The 16481-nt window shown below is 47.8% G+C and carries 12 protein-coding genes; 6 read left to right on the plus strand and 6 right to left on the minus strand.

Annotated features, from left to right (window positions below; genetic code table 11):
- Window positions 1-140: 140 nt before the first annotated feature.
- The 5 genes from FYJ73_RS11625 to FYJ73_RS11645 all read right to left on the minus strand — a co-directional run bounded on the left by FYJ73_RS11625 (window position 141) and on the right by FYJ73_RS11645 (window position 8144).
- Complete coding sequence (locus FYJ73_RS11625; RefSeq protein WP_154534893.1) at window positions 141-494, minus strand: hypothetical protein; 354 nt, start codon at window positions 492-494, stop codon at window positions 141-143.
- Window positions 495-1063: 569 nt separating this feature from the next.
- Window positions 1064-1867, minus strand: coding sequence for an ATP-binding cassette domain-containing protein (locus tag FYJ73_RS11630; RefSeq protein ID WP_154534894.1), 804 nt, complete (start codon window positions 1865-1867; stop codon window positions 1064-1066).
- Between the two features lie 80 nt (window positions 1868-1947).
- Window positions 1948-5445, minus strand: coding sequence for a preprotein translocase subunit SecA (locus FYJ73_RS11635; protein ID WP_154534895.1), 3498 nt, complete (start codon window positions 5443-5445; stop codon window positions 1948-1950).
- A gap of 149 nt (window positions 5446-5594) precedes the next feature.
- Complete coding sequence (locus FYJ73_RS11640) at window positions 5595-6998, minus strand: alkaline phosphatase family protein (protein WP_154534896.1); 1404 nt, start codon at window positions 6996-6998, stop codon at window positions 5595-5597.
- A 3-nt stretch (window positions 6999-7001) separates the two neighbouring features.
- Window positions 7002-8144 (minus strand): Lnb N-terminal periplasmic domain-containing protein, encoded by a 1143-nt coding sequence (locus tag FYJ73_RS11645; protein WP_235899344.1) that lies wholly within the window; start codon window positions 8142-8144, stop codon window positions 7002-7004.
- Between the two features lie 258 nt (window positions 8145-8402).
- Here FYJ73_RS11645 and FYJ73_RS11650 point away from each other — a divergent pair, with 258 nt between their 5' ends.
- From FYJ73_RS11650 to FYJ73_RS11665, 4 genes are all read left to right on the plus strand, one after another.
- Window positions 8403-9710 carry a BamG family beta-barrel-assembly machinery protein gene (locus tag FYJ73_RS11650; RefSeq protein WP_154534898.1) on the plus strand — a complete coding sequence of 436 codons (1308 nt, stop codon included), beginning with the start codon at window positions 8403-8405 and terminating at the stop codon, window positions 9708-9710.
- A 24-nt stretch (window positions 9711-9734) separates the two neighbouring features.
- Window positions 9735-10391, plus strand: coding sequence for an LPS export ABC transporter periplasmic protein LptC (lptC, locus tag FYJ73_RS11655; protein ID WP_154534899.1), 657 nt, complete (start codon window positions 9735-9737; stop codon window positions 10389-10391).
- Window positions 10392-10470: 79 nt separating this feature from the next.
- The gene (locus FYJ73_RS11660; RefSeq protein WP_154534928.1) at window positions 10471-11697 is read left to right on the plus strand and encodes a hemolysin family protein; all 1227 of its coding nucleotides are present in this window, start codon (window positions 10471-10473) and stop codon (window positions 11695-11697) included.
- Between the two features lie 132 nt (window positions 11698-11829).
- Complete coding sequence (locus FYJ73_RS11665) at window positions 11830-13977, plus strand: peptidylprolyl isomerase (protein WP_154534900.1); 2148 nt, start codon at window positions 11830-11832, stop codon at window positions 13975-13977.
- Between the two features lie 111 nt (window positions 13978-14088).
- Here the strand turns inward: FYJ73_RS11665 and FYJ73_RS11670 are convergent, their stop codons facing one another.
- Window positions 14089-14853 carry a hypothetical protein gene (locus FYJ73_RS11670; RefSeq protein WP_154534901.1) on the minus strand — a complete coding sequence of 255 codons (765 nt, stop codon included), beginning with the start codon at window positions 14851-14853 and terminating at the stop codon, window positions 14089-14091.
- Window positions 14854-15064: 211 nt separating this feature from the next.
- On the opposite strand from FYJ73_RS11670, the gene FYJ73_RS11675 reads away from it, so the two are divergent.
- Both FYJ73_RS11675 and FYJ73_RS11680 read left to right on the plus strand, forming a co-directional pair.
- Complete coding sequence (locus tag FYJ73_RS11675; protein ID WP_154534902.1) at window positions 15065-15334, plus strand: tetratricopeptide repeat protein; 270 nt, start codon at window positions 15065-15067, stop codon at window positions 15332-15334.
- Between the two features lie 311 nt (window positions 15335-15645).
- Entirely contained in the window at window positions 15646-16476 is an 831-nt protein-coding gene (locus tag FYJ73_RS11680) for a prephenate dehydratase (RefSeq protein ID WP_154534903.1), read from the plus strand.
- Window positions 16477-16481: the final 5 nt, after the last annotated feature.

Here is a 16481-nt window from a genome sequence, read left to right on the forward strand (position 1 = left end):
GTTTCTTGTGTACGAACATGATGCAAAGATAGCTTGCGCCACCCAAAAATCCAAATACAAAGTGTCACTTTATTGATTTTTAATGATTTACGGCCGTTAACGGCTATTAACGTGGAAAACAGGATAGATATGATGAAGGATTATTTTAACCTATAATGAAGTTCTACAGGAGTGGTGCCAGAAACTTCACGAATGAACTTGTTGTTAACAAATAATTGTATAGTTATCGTTGCCTTCTTGTCTTCCTTGCATGTAACAATCAATTCAGTGGAGTAACTCTTAGTATAAAAAGTCGTTTCATAATCGTTTATTGCAATTACAGGGGTATCACCGCCATCCCAGATGCTCATGTGAGCTATGGGATTATTATTGTGGACTTTATATTTCACACAGTTCACTTGATCCTCTATGTCTTCCGTGTCTTCACAAGATATATTTATCGACATGAAAAGAATGCAGAATGAAAATATTATTAACTTTCTGATAGTATTCATCTTCTGATAAATTTTCTAACGTTCAAGAGATTGTCTATAAGAACGTAGTGACTCCGAGTCTTTGAATCTCAAAGCCACTTGTCCCATCGTATTCGAGGCTCTTGTTTGAAGATTAACAATTTTTCCATGACTTACCATGACAGTAGATACTGCTGGTAAGGAGTTTGCTGTCTTGAAAGGCAGTTGTTCGTCGTTTTCACATGCTGCCAGCATAATGACAAACAACAGAGCCATAAAGAGTTTTTTTATCATAAAAATATTCTTGGTATTTTTTGTCTTTTACTCCCTAAGACTTAAAAAAAGCATTATTACTTACTCGCTTTTCTTTTTTAACATTTCTTTTCTTTACTTTTTGTTCTTACTCTTCTGTCCTAAGACTATAAGAACATCAGCGAAGAAACCGGAAGAGACAAATATATCAATTACATTAATCATTTAAAAGAAATCCCTACCAGCCCACAGAACGGCAAACTTGTTTCCGCAGTATAGGCTTGGGATTCTTCCATCGCTTTCACCACATCGTCACAACCTCCATAATGACAAGCTGCATGGGATAACTATCAAATGGATCACACCTTGAAATATTCATTGAGAGCCGTCAAAGCCTGTTGGTTATCGTTGGCAAGATCCTCGATAACCTGTCCATTCTCTAAGAGCACAATGCGGGTAGAGACATCGACAAGATGCTGGAGATTGTGGCTGCTGATGAGGATAGTGGCACCCGTGAAGCGATGATAGTCGAGCAAGAGCTTCTTTAGAAAATTCTGCCCCGTAGGATCCAGAAAGTTAAACGGCTCGTCGAGAACCAAGAGTTCAGGCCTCGAGAGCATAGCAGCTATGATGCCCACCTTCTGTTTGTTGCCGGCACTGAAGTCACGGATAAATTTTTTCTGATCAAAGATCTGTCCCTCTGCAAACTCCTTGAATCCCCGCACAAGCGGATCATCGCTGGAATTCCAGTCCATAGGGGGAAGCCCTTGTATCTTGACAATAAAGTCGAAATACTCCTCGACAGTCAGAAAGTCGATGAGGAAGGTGTCGTCGATGAAGGCTCCAGTCATCCGCTTCCATTCCTCACTCTTCGCTGGATCGATGCTCTTACTTATCAGATCAGAGTGCTCAGCAGACTGAGAAGGCTGCGAAGACAGAGGAGAGGCAGAGAACAGAGAGTGAGGATCACCTTGTGGTGTAAGCAACACCGAACCGGAGTCAGCCCGCAGTAAGTCGAGCATCAGCCGGAAGAGTGTTGTCTTTCCGGCACCGTTGTTGCCCACAAGCCCGATCATCTCGCCATCTCCGATCAGAAGTTGCGGGATGTTCACGGCAATCTTTTCACCAAAGGATTTAGACAGTTGATGGAGTTGAATTTTCATATTCCGTGCTTGAAATCAGTGACACATTGAAAAAGGGTCGGCACAGTTGCCGACCCTAATAGATGAGAGGTCAAGGATTATCATAATCCTTTACCATGACAGTTCTTGAATTTCTTACCACTACCACATGGGCAGGGATCGTTTGGACGCGGCATCTTTTCGCGGATGATAGGCTGCCGATGCTGCTCAGCTCCCCCTCGGGTGTCTTGCTGTGCTGCCTGTTGCTGTGCGCGCTCGATCTCGTCGATGTCGTCTTTCTGCTCCTGATAACGCTGTGCATGCTCCTCAGGTGCAGCTTCCTGTACCTGCTGGCTCTGTACCTGCACAGGGATCTGGCCTCGCATGAGGAAGCTGGCTACACGGGTGTTCATGTCATCGATCATAGAATCCCAAAGTTTGGCACTCTCGAGTTTGAATACCAACAACGGATCCTTTTGCTCGTACGATGCGTTCTGCACGCTATGGCGCAACTCATCGAGCTGGCGGAGGTTCTCCTTCCAGTCGTCATCAATGATGTGGAGCATGACAAACTTCTCAAACTCCTTGACCACGTTCTTGGCCTCGGTCTCATAAGCCTCCTTAAGGTTGACACGCAGGTTAACCACATGACGTCCGTCGGTGATAGGCACGAGGATATACTGATAAACATCGCCCTGTGTCTCGTAGACCTGCTTGATGACAGGATAGGCGTCACTTTGTATGCGGTCGGTCTTGCGTTTGAAGGCAGCCATGGCATCCTGGAAGGCGCGCTCCTCGAGGTCACCCTTGGACGTGCTTTCGTATTCAGCCTCATCGAAAGGTATCTCCATGGAGAGCACCTCAAAGAAACTCTCCTTGGCTCCCTTGAAATCGTTGTTTTCGATGATGTTGACCACACGATCCCATAGCACGTTAGCGATATCCATGCCGATACGCTCACCCATCAGGGCGTGGCGGCGCTTCTCGTAGATGACACTACGCTGCTTGTTCATCACGTCGTCGTATTCGAGCAGATGCTTACGGATACCGAAGTTGTTCTCCTCGACCTTCTTCTGTGCACGCTCAATGCTGCGTGAGATCATCGGACTCTCGATACGCTCGCCGTCCTCGAAACCGAGTCGGTCCATCACCTTGGCGATGCGCTCAGAACCGAACTTACGCATCAGGTCGTCCTCCAAAGAGACATAGAAGACAGAAGATCCCGGATCACCCTGACGTCCGGCACGACCACGCAACTGGCGGTCGACACGACGGCTCTCGTGACGTGTGGTGCCAATGATGGCGAGACCGCCAGCGGCCTTAACTTCAGGTGTAAGCTTGATATCGGTACCACGACCTGCCATATTGGTGGCAATGGTGACGGCACCGAGCATCCGCTCCTCATTATGAATATTGTCCTCGGCTCTCTGTCCTTTGAGGCTTGTGTCTGCGCCTTTGACACCTTTGTCAGCAGCGTCGATAAGTTGCTGCTCATAGCGCAATGTGGTCGGCTTGTCGGTGAAGGCACGGCCGTCGCTGGCCACCCACACCATACCCTTGGTGCTCTTACCTGCCTCAGCAACGATCATAGCCTCCTTCTGATGGAGTTTGGCGTTGAGGACCTGATGAGGAATCTTGCGCATGGTCAGCATCTTGGAGAGCAGCTCACTGATCTCGACCGATGTAGTACCCACCAGGCTCGGACGGCCCTGGACACGCATGTTCTCGATTTCCTCGATGACAGCGCGGTATTTCTCGCGATTGGTCTTATAGACACGGTCATCCATATCGTTGCGAATGACAGGCTTGTTGGTAGGAATCTCGACCACATCGAGCTTGTAGATATCCCAGAACTCACCGGCCTCAGTGCTGGCGGTACCAGTCATACCAGCAAGCTTATGATACATACGGAAGTAGTTCTGCAGCGTGATGGTGGCAAAGGTCTGTGTGGCAGCCTCCACCTTGACATGTTCCTTGGCCTCAATGGCCTGATGGAGACCGTCGCTCCAGCGACGTCCTTCCATGATACGTCCGGTCTGCTCATCGACAATCTTCACCTCACCGTCCATGACGACATATTCATCGTCTTTGTTGAACATGGTGTAAGCCTTTAGCAACTGCTGCAACGTATGGACTCTATCACTCTGTACAGCATAATGGTTGAGCAGATCATCCTTTTTGTCGAGACGGTCCTGGTCGCTCAACGTCTTGTCGCCCTCAAGGGCAGAGAGCTCTGCGGCGATATCTGGGAGCACAAAGAGGTTTTTGTCGTTGACCTGCTTAGAGAGCCAATCTGTACCCTTGTCGGTAAGGTCGGCACTGTTGAGCTTTTCGTCGACGACGAAATAGAGAGGTTCAATGGCCTGTGGCATCAGACGGTTGTTGTTCTCCATATAGATCTCCTCGGTCTTCTGCAGACCAGCCTTGATGCCTTCCTCAGAGAGATATTTGATAAGTGCCTTGTTCTTAGGCAATGCCTTGTAAGAGCGGAAGAGGCAGAGGAATCCGTCCTCAATCTCCTTCTGATCGTTTTTCTCACGACCCTCAGTGATCTTCTGTCGTGCCTCAGCCAGGAGCTCAGTGGCCTGCTTACGCTGCACCTCGTAGAGGCGCTCTACCAGCGGCTGGTACTCCTCATACATCTGGTCGTCGCCCTTGGGGATAGGACCAGAGATGATCAGCGGAGTACGGGCATCATCGATGAGCACGGAGTCTACCTCATCGACGATGGCGAAGTTGTGGCGTCGCTGTACCAAATCGCTTGGTGAGAGAGCCATATTGTCGCGAAGATAATCGAATCCAAACTCGTTGTTGGTACCGAAAGTGATGTCGGCCTGATAAGCTTTGCGGCGTGCGGGGGAGTTGGGCTGATGCTTGTCGATACAGTCGACCGAAAGTCCATGGAACTCATAGAGGGGTCCCATCCACTCAGAGTCACGCTTAGCCAGATAGTCGTTGACGGTGACCATGTGCACACCGTTGCCGGTCAAGGCATTGAGGAACACGGGCAGGGTACCCACAAGGGTCTTACCCTCACCTGTGGCCATCTCGGCGATCTTACCCTGATGGAGGGCGATACCACCGAAGAGCTGCACGTCGTAGTGGACCATGTTCCATTTGATCTTGTTGCCACCGGCTGTCCATTCATTGTGATAGATGGCCTTGTCGCCGTCGATGGTGATGAAGTCGTTGGCTGGGTTGGCAGCAAGTTCACGGTCGAAATCCGTAGCAGTGACCACGGTTTCCTCGTTCTCGGAAAAGCGGCGTGCCGTGTCCTTGACAATACTGAAGGCGACGGGCATCACCTCGTTGAGTGCATTCTCCAAGGCATCAAGCATCTCCTTGTCCTGCTTATCGATCTCGTTGAAGATCGGTTCACGCTCGTCGATAGGAGTCTCTTCAATCTTAGCCTTGAGTTCAGCGATTTTCTCCTGATAGGGTTTGGCAGCTCCCTGTACATAGTCACGGATTTCTTTTGACTTGGCTCGGAGCTCATCATTGCTCAACTTGGCGATATCAGGATATGCTTGCTTGACTTTCTCAACCAGTGGCTGAATAAGCTTCATATCACGGCTTGACTTATCGCCGAAGAGCGACTTTAAGATTTTGTTGAAATTCATTTATCTTGTCTGTTATTTATTACGATAAGGAATAGGAGCGAACGGGTCGCCCTTGCAAAATTAATAAGTTTTTCTGAAAAATTACCACCATTTACCATATATTTGCGTATAGGTGGAAAGAATTTCCCTTGGTACTATCAATGGAGTGCTTAAAACAAGGGAGCGGTGGTGCAGGCGTTGGGAGCCCTGATGCGGATGGCCTTTGCCACAGTGGAAGCCACACAGTCTACACTCACGGGCGTCTTGACGACCTCGTGAGGCATGTTGCTTCCCAAAAAAATGATGGGGAAAGGCATGAAACCGGCGCTGCTGTAGATGACCTGCTGGGTCTCCTCGTTGAGTAGTTTCCATCCCGGTGCCACGTCGATGATAATATCGCCACAATTGATGGGATTGTATCCGTTGCGGATCTTGAGAATGTCGTTGTTGCCGGCCATAAGACGCTCGCTGGTATAGACATCGGCGACGCCGGCATTCTGAATGAGAAAGTCTTGGCTGCGACCAAGGATCTCACTCATTGCTATACGTTTCTGCTCGATGAGCTTATGATTGAGATATAACTCATTGCCATAGTATTGCTCGACATATCTACCCTGGCCATAGATGGCACTGAGATACACGTTAAGCAGATTGGCCGTGCGATTGATATAGAAAGTACCTGTCGGTACACGATATTTATCCAAGTTCTTGCGGGCTTCGTCGGAGTACCCGGTGGAGGTGACGACGAACAACACTTTGTCTTTGCCCACGCGCTGCTCCACCCCCGAGATGAGAGTGGCCAAGGTATGGTCAAGCTGCATGTACACGCTCTCCATGCACGTTTGCCAACTTTCGTTCTCCTTACCCTTGGCACGTGCTGCCGACAGGGTGACATAAAGCAGGTCGGGCATCTCGTCGCGCCCCATTGCCGCAGAAGTCACAGCCTGCAACGACACAGATACCACGTTGTCGTTGGTCAACGCCTGCACACGGCCTTGCTGCGGATGAAGCGTATTATAGGCTTTGAGCCATGCGGGCAAGGAAGTACTATAGTACTTTGAACCTGTCCACGTACCGTTATCGCCCAGCCAAAAAGCACCGTCGGCTGCATGCCCTGCCGACAGAATGGCCGACTCCTTGTCTTGAGAAAAGCTATAGACAATGGCAGTGCCGTTGCTGCTCATCTTGAGCTCATCACCCAAAGTAGATGTCAACAGACGCTGCGGTGAACCGCTGTACTTATCATCGGAAATGCAGCTGACTGGACGCAACGTAGCGCGGTCAAGCCATTGCGTTCCCACAATGCCATTGAAATAAGGCGTGGCTCCGGAAGACAAGGTGGCAGTGGCTGATGAACGGTCAATAGGAGTGAAGGGATAGCGTCCTCCCTCATAGACCAATCCCTGCTGCATGAGACGGCGAAAGCCACCCTGACCGTAAAGAGGGTAGAAAGCCTCCATATAGTCGGTGCGCAGCTGGTCGATGGTCACATTGACCACCAAACGCGGTGCAAGCCCAAAGGCCTGCATCTCAGCGGATGTCAGCGCAGCGATAATGAAAGCTAAATATCTCATTCTTTATATTATTTTCTTATTAGTATTTAGAGAGGAAGCGTATTTGCCTTTGGCATGAACGCAATAATTGACGATACATCTGTCCAACAAACATAATGCCAAAATGTTCATCCCCGACGCATAATCTTGTAAGAGGTTGCCGACGAAGAACAGTAAAATACAGACAGTAAACACCGTCCACCATATACTGTACTGACTTCTCCGGCTCTTTCTCACTACTGAATAAAAGGCGATGAGCGACAGGGGATTGAGCAACAGTATCTGTAAATTAAGGCTGACTGTCGGATGTTTGGAGAAGATCATCAGAAACAACACGAAACCAGCCAATCCGTCGGCCAGCAACAAAGCCAGATCGATGCCCCAATAGATTTTTTTTCTACGGTATTCTCTCACGCTGGCAAGCACCACCACCAGTGTCAGTATAGAGATGACAACCCTCGGTGTGAAGATATCGAAGATGGAGCTACCCGTCGCTGGTGTCTGAGCCTCAAGTACCGTCCAAGTACTGTCAACAAGATCTGCCGGAGACTGGTGCTCGCGGAAGACCTTTGCCGAAGCGAAGGAAGCTCGCAAAGAGTCGGGAAGAAACTGCTGCTGACGCAGCGTCGTCTGTCGGTCGGCTTTCACTCCCAACAGCAGGTCACAGCCAAAGCTGTCCCACGGGTGCTGCTCATCCCACTGGTGCACCATAGCGCGGTAGGAACTCGTCACGGACGCATTGACACGATAACCCACGTGACCATGTATATGGTCAATGATCATGTCACGTGCTCTTGACGAACAATTGTCATAGAAGAAATTGTAACGGTATACCTTGTTCTCGGGCCGGGCATTGAGAGCCAACGCATTGATGATATCGAGTTTTTCTTGCCGTGTGAGCCTGATACGCTGCTCGACGACTCCTCTTCCCTCTTCGGTATATTCCTCCATGAAGAGATCAAAAGGGTAAATACCCATTTCGTAGTCGCAAAGCCCGAAGACGAAGCGAGGTATGAAATAGGGTGTATGATAATTGAACAAGCCATAGTTGACCGCTACGTCCTGCCCTGTTGCCGCGTCATGAACGCGGATCGCTGTATGTCCAAATAAGCTGTAAATCTCTTTCCCCGGTGAACAGGTGAGTAGTCCAATCTCCACACTGTCCATTTCCTGCAACTGTCTTGGCGATGATTCTTGCGCACAAAGGTTTGTCGTTAAGAAAACCAAAACAGCGAGAAAAACAACTCGTAAATTTAGCTTTAAACGTTTCACGATGCAAAAATACCTTATTATTTTCACTTTCGTGCGTTAATTTCGATTTTTTTCAATACTTTTGCAGTTGACTTCTGCCAAGACCTGTGTGTAGATCACTGCGGTCGAGGATGGAAGCCACAAGTAAGGATAAACGAATTCGTTAGTAAACCAATGAAAAAACAACTCACCGTCATCGCTCTCGCTATGCTCGCCACTACGGGCTGGGCTCAGAGCGGCACCAACTCTCCATATAGCCAATATGGGCTGGGAACACTTTCTGACCAGTCTACAGGCTTCAATCGCGGCATGAACGGATTGGCCTTAGGCTTCCGGGAGCACAATCAGGTGAACCCTGCCAACCCGGCATCATACTCAGCGATCGACAGTCTCTCGTTTATTTTCGATGCCGGCATCTCACTGCAACAGACCAACTTCAAAGAAGGCGGCAGAAAGCTCAATGCCAACAACGCTGACTTTGAATATGTGGTAGCAGGATTTAGACTGTTCCGCCATTTCGGCGTGAGTTTCGGTCTGCTTCCCTATACCAATATCGGCTACTCCTACTCTACCACAACCTCTGTGGGCGACGTCAACAAGACCTACTCATACAATGCCTATAACGGTGAAGGTGGACTCCATCAGGTATATTTGGGCTTTGGTTGGGAACCCATCCGCAACTTTTCCATCGGTGTGAACGGGACCTATCTCTATGGTGACTATACACGCACGGTGACCAACAGCTACAGCAACACATCTGCCAATTCTCTCATCAAGACATACTCTGCCGACGTGAGAAGCTACAAGCTTGATGCAGGACTGCAATATACATTACCGCTGAGCAAGAAAGACCAACTCACACTGGGCCTGACCTATGGCATGGGGCACAACATCAACGGAAAGCCACAAGTGACCATCGTCTCCAGTAACTCTGTCACAGCGGTGGCTGACACCACTACCTATCCTGGCGCTGGACAAGTGAATTTAAGATTGAGGATTCCAAACACTTTCGGAGCCGGACTCACTTTCAACCACAATAATAAGTTTAAGATTGGAGCCGACTATACACTCCAGCAATGGGCGAAAATCAGTGCGCCCGAACTGGTTACCGACAACAGCGGCAACATCAGCTATCAGCAGGTGAAAGGATACTATAAGGACCGCCATCAGTTCACACTCGGCACACAAATCTGTCCCGACGAGTATGGTCGTTCGTTCTTGAAACGCATTCGTTACCGCGCCGGCGTAAGCTATGCTACACCTTATTATTATATAGGCAATCAGGAAGGTCCCAAAGAACTCAGTGCCTCGCTGGGCTTCGGTATCCCCATCGTCAACGGATATAACAACCGCTCACTGCTCAACATCAGTGCCCAATGGGTCAAGCGTAGTGCCAAGAATCTCATCACGGAAAACACCTTCCGCATCAACGTCGGCATCACATTCAACGAGCAGTGGTTTGCTAAGTGGAAAGTTCAATAATAAAAGATGTATAGGCATTTTCTCATGAAATTATCTCTGCATCATAGTCTTCTCATCCTTTTCTTTGTGTGCTTCATTGCCTCATGTACCGAGCCCGTGGAGCATACAGCACCTGCCGTGCGCGCACGCGACTCCGTCGCCGTGATGACCTCCTGGGGCGTCAACACACTCATCTCTGACTCGGGCGTGATCAAATACCGCATCGTAACAGAAAAATGGGAGGTCAATGAAAACAAGCGGCCGCCAAGATGGATCTTTGAGAAAGGCCTCTTCCTGGAGCAGTTTGATGAGAAGTTTCATGTTCAAGCCTATATACAGTGCGACACTGCCTATTATTACAGTCAGAACAAATTGTGGGAACTCAGATCAAGAGTGCGTGTGAGAACCAAGGACGGCCTGCGCTTTACGAGCCAGGAACTGTTCTGGGATCAAAACACGCATGAACTGTATTCCAACGTCTTCTCTCGTCTCATCACACCCGACCGCACACTGCAAGGATCTTATTTCCGCTCCGACGAGAAGATGACCCGCTACATGGTCTCCAATACCAAAGGATCCTTCTCGCAAAGCGATCTTGAGGGTGATAAAAACAGTTCTGCCTCAACGGGCTCCGACCAGGACAGCATCCAAAAGAGCCAAAGAAGCCAGGCCGTACCGGAACGTGGCGGAAAACAACAATGAGAACAGAAAATATTATAATAGTAACTATATTATTGTGCAGCAAGTTGATATACCACTTTTATTAGAGATATTGTGCACGATGGTGCTCAGTGCTTTCTTTTCCGGTATGGAAATCGCATTTGTCTCAAGCAACCGTATGTTGGCCGAGATGGATAAGAGCAAACATGGCTTTTCCCAACACATCATCTCCTTTTTTTATCGCCATCCTAACGGTTTCGTCTCCACCATGCTGGTAGGCAACAACGTGGTGCTTGTCATCTACGGCATCTTGATCGCACAACTCTTTGACAACACCATCTTTCGAGGATGTACGGCAGGGTTTACCGTACCCGCCGACACCATCCTCTCAACTCTCATCATGCTCTTCACCGGTGAATTTCTCCCTAAGTCATTGTTCAAGAGCATCCCCAACACCATGCTGACGGTGTTCTCTCCCATCGCTTATGTCTTCTATATCATCCTTTGGCCCATCAGCAAATTCGCGACTTTCCTCTCTAAAGCCATTTTGCGCATCTTCGGTGTGCGTATGCCGAAGGAAGAAGGCGACGAAGGATTTACAAAAGTGGATCTCGACTACTTAATCCACACTTCCATTGACAACGCACCCAACGAAGATGCTGTCGACGATGAGGTGAAAATTTTCCAAAACGCACTCGACTTCCCTGATCTGAAGGTACGCGACTGTATGATCCCACGCACGGAAATCAATGCGGTCAACATGGAAACATGCAGTTTGGAGGAACTGAAACAAAAGTTTGTGGAGAGTGGAAACTCCAAAATCATCGTCTATCGCGAAGATATTGACCATATCGTGGGATATATCCATAGCCACGAGATGTTTCGTGACCCCAAAAGATGGCAGGATCATATCCGCACACTGCCCTTCGTGCCTGAAACAATGCTCGCGCAAAAACTCATGCGCATCTTCCTGCAACAGAAGAAAAGCCTCGGTGTGGTCATCGACGAGTTCGGGGGTACCAGCGGACTGGTGTCGTTGGAGGATATCGTGGAGGAGATCTTTGGCGATATCGAGGATGAGCACGATACAGATCACTACATCGCTAAGAAAATCGACGAACATGACTATCTGCTCTCAGCCCGACTCGAAATCGACAAAGTCAACGAAGAATTCGGACTGGAATTGCCAGAGAGTGACGAATATATGACAATAGGCGGACTCATCCTGCACGAATATCAAAGTTTCCCGAAACTCAACGAAATCATCAAGATAGACAAGTTCGAATTTAAAATCATTAAAAGCACGATGACGAAAATAGAGCTCGTCAAATTGCATATCAATGAATAAATAAGCATCTCAGACGTTTTTTTCTTTAAAACCTTCCCTCGTTTGCTATTTATTTAGTAAATTTGTACGCTTTAAAAGCGTATGCTTTAATATGAAAAATCAATAAACAAAAAATACAATTATCAAAAAGAAATGGCAGCATTAGGAAAAATTAGAAGCAGAAGTGTCGCTCTGATCGCCATCATCGGTTTCGGCCTTTTCGCTTTCATCGCCGAAGAGGCCTTCCGTTCTTGCGAATCCTCTCGCAACAATGAGCGCCAGCAAATCGGTGAGGTATTAGGAGACAAAATCAATTACGAGGACTTTGCCAAGCAAGTGGATGAAGCTCAGCAGGCAATGAAGTTCATGGGGCAGGAAAATCTCAACGACGACCAGCTTAATCAACTTCGTGACCAAGTGTGGAACAACTTCGTGCAGTATCGCCTCATCGAAAACGAGTGCGATAAGTTGGGCATGACCGTGACAGACCAGGAAATGCAGAATGTGCTCAACGAGGGCACCAACCAAATGCTCCTCTCCACACCTTTCGTCAATCAGCAGACTGGGCGTTTCGATGCAAACCAGCTCAAGCAATTCCTCGCTCAGTATAAACAGGCTCAGGCTCAACAGCAGAACCCACAAATGGCAGAGCAGATGGATGCCATCTACAAATATTGGACATACATTGAAAAGACTCTCCGTCAGCAACTGCTCATTCAGAAATACAACGGACTGCTTGCTCACTGTCTGCTATCCAACCCTGTTGAGGCTAAGATGGCCTTCAACGAAGAGAGCCAGGAGAGCCAAATCCAGCTGGCTTCCTATCCCTACTCCAGTATTCAGGATTCCAAAGTAAACATCTCTGACGCTGACCTCCAGGCTAAATACGATGAGCTGAAAGCTCGTTTTCGCCAGTATGTTGAAAGTCGGGACATCAAGTATGTAGACGTTCAGATCTCAGCTTCTCCCGCTGACCGCGCAGCACTGCTGAAGCAATTCAAGGGTTGGGCTGGCCAACTGCAAGCCGCCGCTGATCCTTCTGAGATCGTACGCAAGAGCACTTCTTCTGTTCCCTACATGGGAATTCCCGTTGGCAAGGAGGCTTTCCCAACAGATATCGCTGACAAGCTCGACTCTATGTCTGTCGGTCAGACTTTGGGTCCTGTGGAGAACAAGCAAGACAATACTTTCAATATTGTCAAGCTGGTTGCAAAGCAAGAGCTCCCTGACTCTGTGCAGTTCCGCGCCATTCAAATCGCCGGTACTACTCCAGATGAGGCTCACAAGACTGCAGACTCTGTTTACAACGCTTTAAAGGCCGGAGCTGATTTCGCCGCGATTGCCAAGAAATATAATCAGGAAGGTAAAGAGCAGTGGCTGACAACAAAGATGTATGAATACTCTACATCCATGGACAACGATTCCAAAAACTATCTCAACACACTGCTCACCTCTAACGTCAATGAGCTGAAAAACGTTCAGCTGACTCAAGGCAACCTGATTGTTCAAGTTCTCGACCGCAAGAATATGGTAGAGAAGTACACGGCTGCTGTCATCAAGAAGCCAATCGACTACTCCAATACGACACGTAGCAATGTCTACAATAAGTTCAGCACCTTCGTCAGTGCCAATCAGACGCCCGCTGACATCGTGAAGAACGCAGCGCGTAGCGGCTATTCTGTTCAAGAAGCAAAAGACGTGACCACCAGTCAGCACAATCTTGCAGGCATCAAGTCTACGCGCGACGCTATGAAGTGGCTTTTCGCCGCCAAGGAGGGTGAAGTTTCACCAATGTATGAGTGCGGTGACAACGGCAACAACCTTTTGCTCATCGTCTGCGAGAAGATCCATCCGATTGGCTACCGTGACCTCAGTGATCCTCAGGTAAAGGAGATGGTCAAGCAAGAAGTGATGCGTGACAAAAAGGCCGAGATGCTCATTGCTAAGGCAAAAGGTGCTAACAGCATCAACGCCGCCAAAGCTAAGGGTGCCATCATCTCTGCTGTCAACCAGGTGACTTTTGCCGCTCCCGTATTCGTCCAGTCTACTGGAGGAAGCGAACCAGCCCTGAGTGGAGCTGTTTACGCAACAAAGCCCGGAGCATTCAGCAGCCATCCTGTTAAGGGCCTGGCCGGTGTCTATCAGTTCCAGGTCGTCAGTCGCAAGAAGAACGCACTGAAGTTCAATGAGGCTCAGGAAGAGATGAAGCTCCGTCAGCGCTCTATGCAGTACGCCGGCAACTTCATGAACGAGCTCTATGTCAAGGCTAAGGTTGTCGACAACCGCTACCTCTTCTTCTAAGCAAGATATAAGGAATATATATAAAGAAAACAGGGAAAAGGCATAAACCTTTTCCCTGTTTTTTTTTGTATTTCAAGTATGCTATCTATGAATTTCCAATTTCTATCTCTCTCACTGTACCTTCGGTAAAGGATAATCGTATTTATGAGAGCCAAAGACACTGTCTTTATAAGGATCGCGATACCAATCTTTCTCTACTGACAATTGTAATGAGAACGAAGGCGACGGCTTCCACAGCACTGAAGCCCCAACCCTGTCCACATTATTGAAGAAGTTAGAACCAGCACCATAGCTATAAGCACCTATCCCATAAGGACCCCAACCAAATGGACTCATCAGGCTCTGATACCCCAACGGCGAACATCCATAATAAGAATAAGGATAAAAGCCATTAGAGCCTATCGACTTCTGACCGTAAATGAAGGCTGACCATTGGTCATTAAACCGATAACCTAACTCGGCATAAACAGACCCTGTCACATAATTGTTCGCACCCTCATTGACATGACTGAGGCTGCCGCCAACAACGAGACTCCCTTTCTTGCCAATGGGTGTCGCATATGCGACATTAGCCGTTTGGGCAAAGCCACTGTGATGGCGCCTGCCACCGAAAGTGGTGTAAGCACTCAAATCCATGCTGGCGTTGAGACCGGCATGAAGACTGTTGCCATCACTCCATTCACCACTTGGCGTCACTTCAGCATACAGAGGTGCATCGCTCTTTAGTCCCTGAGCAGACTTCGGGATGGAATCCTGATATGCTTGGGCACTGACGCCAGTGCTCAACAGCAACAAGCCTACCAATATATAATTACTTTTATTCATCTTCTCTTTAATTAGTTCCGGCAAAGACCAATCATCATCAAGCTTTTCCAAAAGATGATTTTCTTGGCCCTGCCTCTATTGTTTTGCAAAGATAAGAAAAGATCGAATGCTCTATCTGCCACTTCATCATTTTTAGAGTAGTTTTGATTAAAAATACATAAATGCGCCCCTTCAGCATTTGATTTCCCTCGGGATAATGTGGCAAAGAGGTTGATTCTTATTATCTTTGCACATTATATATAATATAAAATATCACGATATCATGGAAAAGAAACCATCATCAACACCTGATAAGTCTACAACATTGTTGAACCAGGCTAAAGCAATGGCAGTTCAAGGCAATAAAGTCGTTGCCGTGGCTTTGCTCAGTCAATATATTGCTTGCACACCGGAAAAAGAAACAGAAGAAGCTCATCGCTTGCGCGGTGACCTGCTCCTGCAAATGGGAGACAAACGGGGAGCGGAAGAAGATGCCGAAGCGGTGTTACGCATCAATCCATCACTGGCAAACGGCCATTTTCGGCTCGACTAAATATTAATTTTCTATCTCTTGCGCATTTTTTCTAAGGAAATGTTTGCATATATCAGATATTTGTTTTACTTTTGCACAAAATAAAAGAATAACATTATGAAGTCATTTGCATCTTTCCGTTATTATTATTTTTACTTTGCATGGAAATGCGAAGCGGGAAGTTGCGTGTAGATTTCAACTTAAGACTGACAATAACCCATAAAGGTTTGCATACAAGGTCCCGCTTCATAAATTATGAGGTGGGATTTTTTGTAACATGAACCCAAGAAATTGATAAGTACATAAATAAGAACATAAATAACGTCAGATAGATGAAGAGAATAGCAATACAGGGACGGGTAGGATCCTTTCATGACATCGCCGCCCATGAATATTTCGAGGGCGAGCAAATACAGCTTATCTGCTGCGACACTTTCGAACAAGTGTTCGAGAATATCAAACGCGATCCTACTGTCATCGGACTGGTGGCTATTGAGAACACAATCGCCGGTTCACTTCTCCACAACTATGAACTGCTTCGCGACAGCGGAGCGACTATTGTCGGAGAGCATCGGCTTCATATCACTCACAGCATCTGCTGCTTGCCGGAAGATGACTGGACTACCGTCGCTGAAGTGCATTCCCACCCTGTAGCACTGATGCAGTGCCGTCAATGGTTGTCAAACCATCCCGACCTTAAAGCTGTAGAAGCTGACGACACCGCCGGTAGCGCTGAATACATTAAAAACCACAACTGTCTCGGATGGGCAGCCATATGCCACGCACATGCCGCGCAATTATATGGCTTAAAGATTCTGGAAGACCATATCGAAGACAACAAGCACAATTTCACTCGCTTCCTCGTGATCTGTGCTCCACAGAAAGCTGATTTTCTCAGACCGGTCAATGCAGTCAACAAAGCCAGTCTCGTCTTTTCTCTTCCCCACTCAGAAGGCTCTCTCTCTAAAGTGCTGACTATCCTGAGCTTCTATGACATCAACCTGACCAAGATCCAGTCACTTCCGATCATTGGCAAAGAGTGGGAATATCTTTTCTACGTAGATGTCACCTATGATGATCTCGTACGCTACCGACAAGCAGTGGATGCGATCACGCCGCTGACACGCAATATCAAGATAATCGGAGAATATATAGAAAAATAACAACT

Origin of the sequence: Hallella mizrahii (genome assembly GCF_009695775.1) — a bacterium.
Lineage (GTDB): Bacteria > Bacteroidota > Bacteroidia > Bacteroidales > Bacteroidaceae > Prevotella > Prevotella mizrahii.

What these genes read in the sequence shown, in the direction of transcription:
- FYJ73_RS11645 (WP_235899344.1), bottom strand. Translation starts at nt 8,144, where the DNA reads ATGGACAGTGTGGAGATTGGACTACTCACCTGTTCACCGGGGAAAGAG.
- FYJ73_RS11680 (WP_154534903.1), top strand. Translation starts at nt 15,646, where the DNA reads ATGAAGAGAATAGCAATACAGGGACGGGTAGGATCCTTTCATGACATC.
- FYJ73_RS11650 (WP_154534898.1), top strand. Translation starts at nt 8,403, where the DNA reads ATGAAAAAACAACTCACCGTCATCGCTCTCGCTATGCTCGCCACTACG.
- FYJ73_RS11630 (WP_154534894.1), bottom strand. Translation starts at nt 1,867, where the DNA reads ATGAAAATTCAACTCCATCAACTGTCTAAATCCTTTGGTGAAAAGATT.
- FYJ73_RS11660 (WP_154534928.1), top strand. Translation starts at nt 10,471, where the DNA reads ATGGTGCTCAGTGCTTTCTTTTCCGGTATGGAAATCGCATTTGTCTCA.
- FYJ73_RS11640 (WP_154534896.1), bottom strand. Translation starts at nt 6,998, where the DNA reads ATGAGATATTTAGCTTTCATTATCGCTGCGCTGACATCCGCTGAGATG.
- FYJ73_RS11635 (WP_154534895.1), bottom strand. Translation starts at nt 5,445, where the DNA reads ATGAATTTCAACAAAATCTTAAAGTCGCTCTTCGGCGATAAGTCAAGC.
- lptC (WP_154534899.1), top strand. Translation starts at nt 9,735, where the DNA reads ATGAAATTATCTCTGCATCATAGTCTTCTCATCCTTTTCTTTGTGTGC.
- FYJ73_RS11665 (WP_154534900.1), top strand. Translation starts at nt 11,830, where the DNA reads ATGGCAGCATTAGGAAAAATTAGAAGCAGAAGTGTCGCTCTGATCGCC.
- FYJ73_RS11625 (WP_154534893.1), bottom strand. Translation starts at nt 494, where the DNA reads ATGAATACTATCAGAAAGTTAATAATATTTTCATTCTGCATTCTTTTC.
- FYJ73_RS11675 (WP_154534902.1), top strand. Translation starts at nt 15,065, where the DNA reads ATGGAAAAGAAACCATCATCAACACCTGATAAGTCTACAACATTGTTG.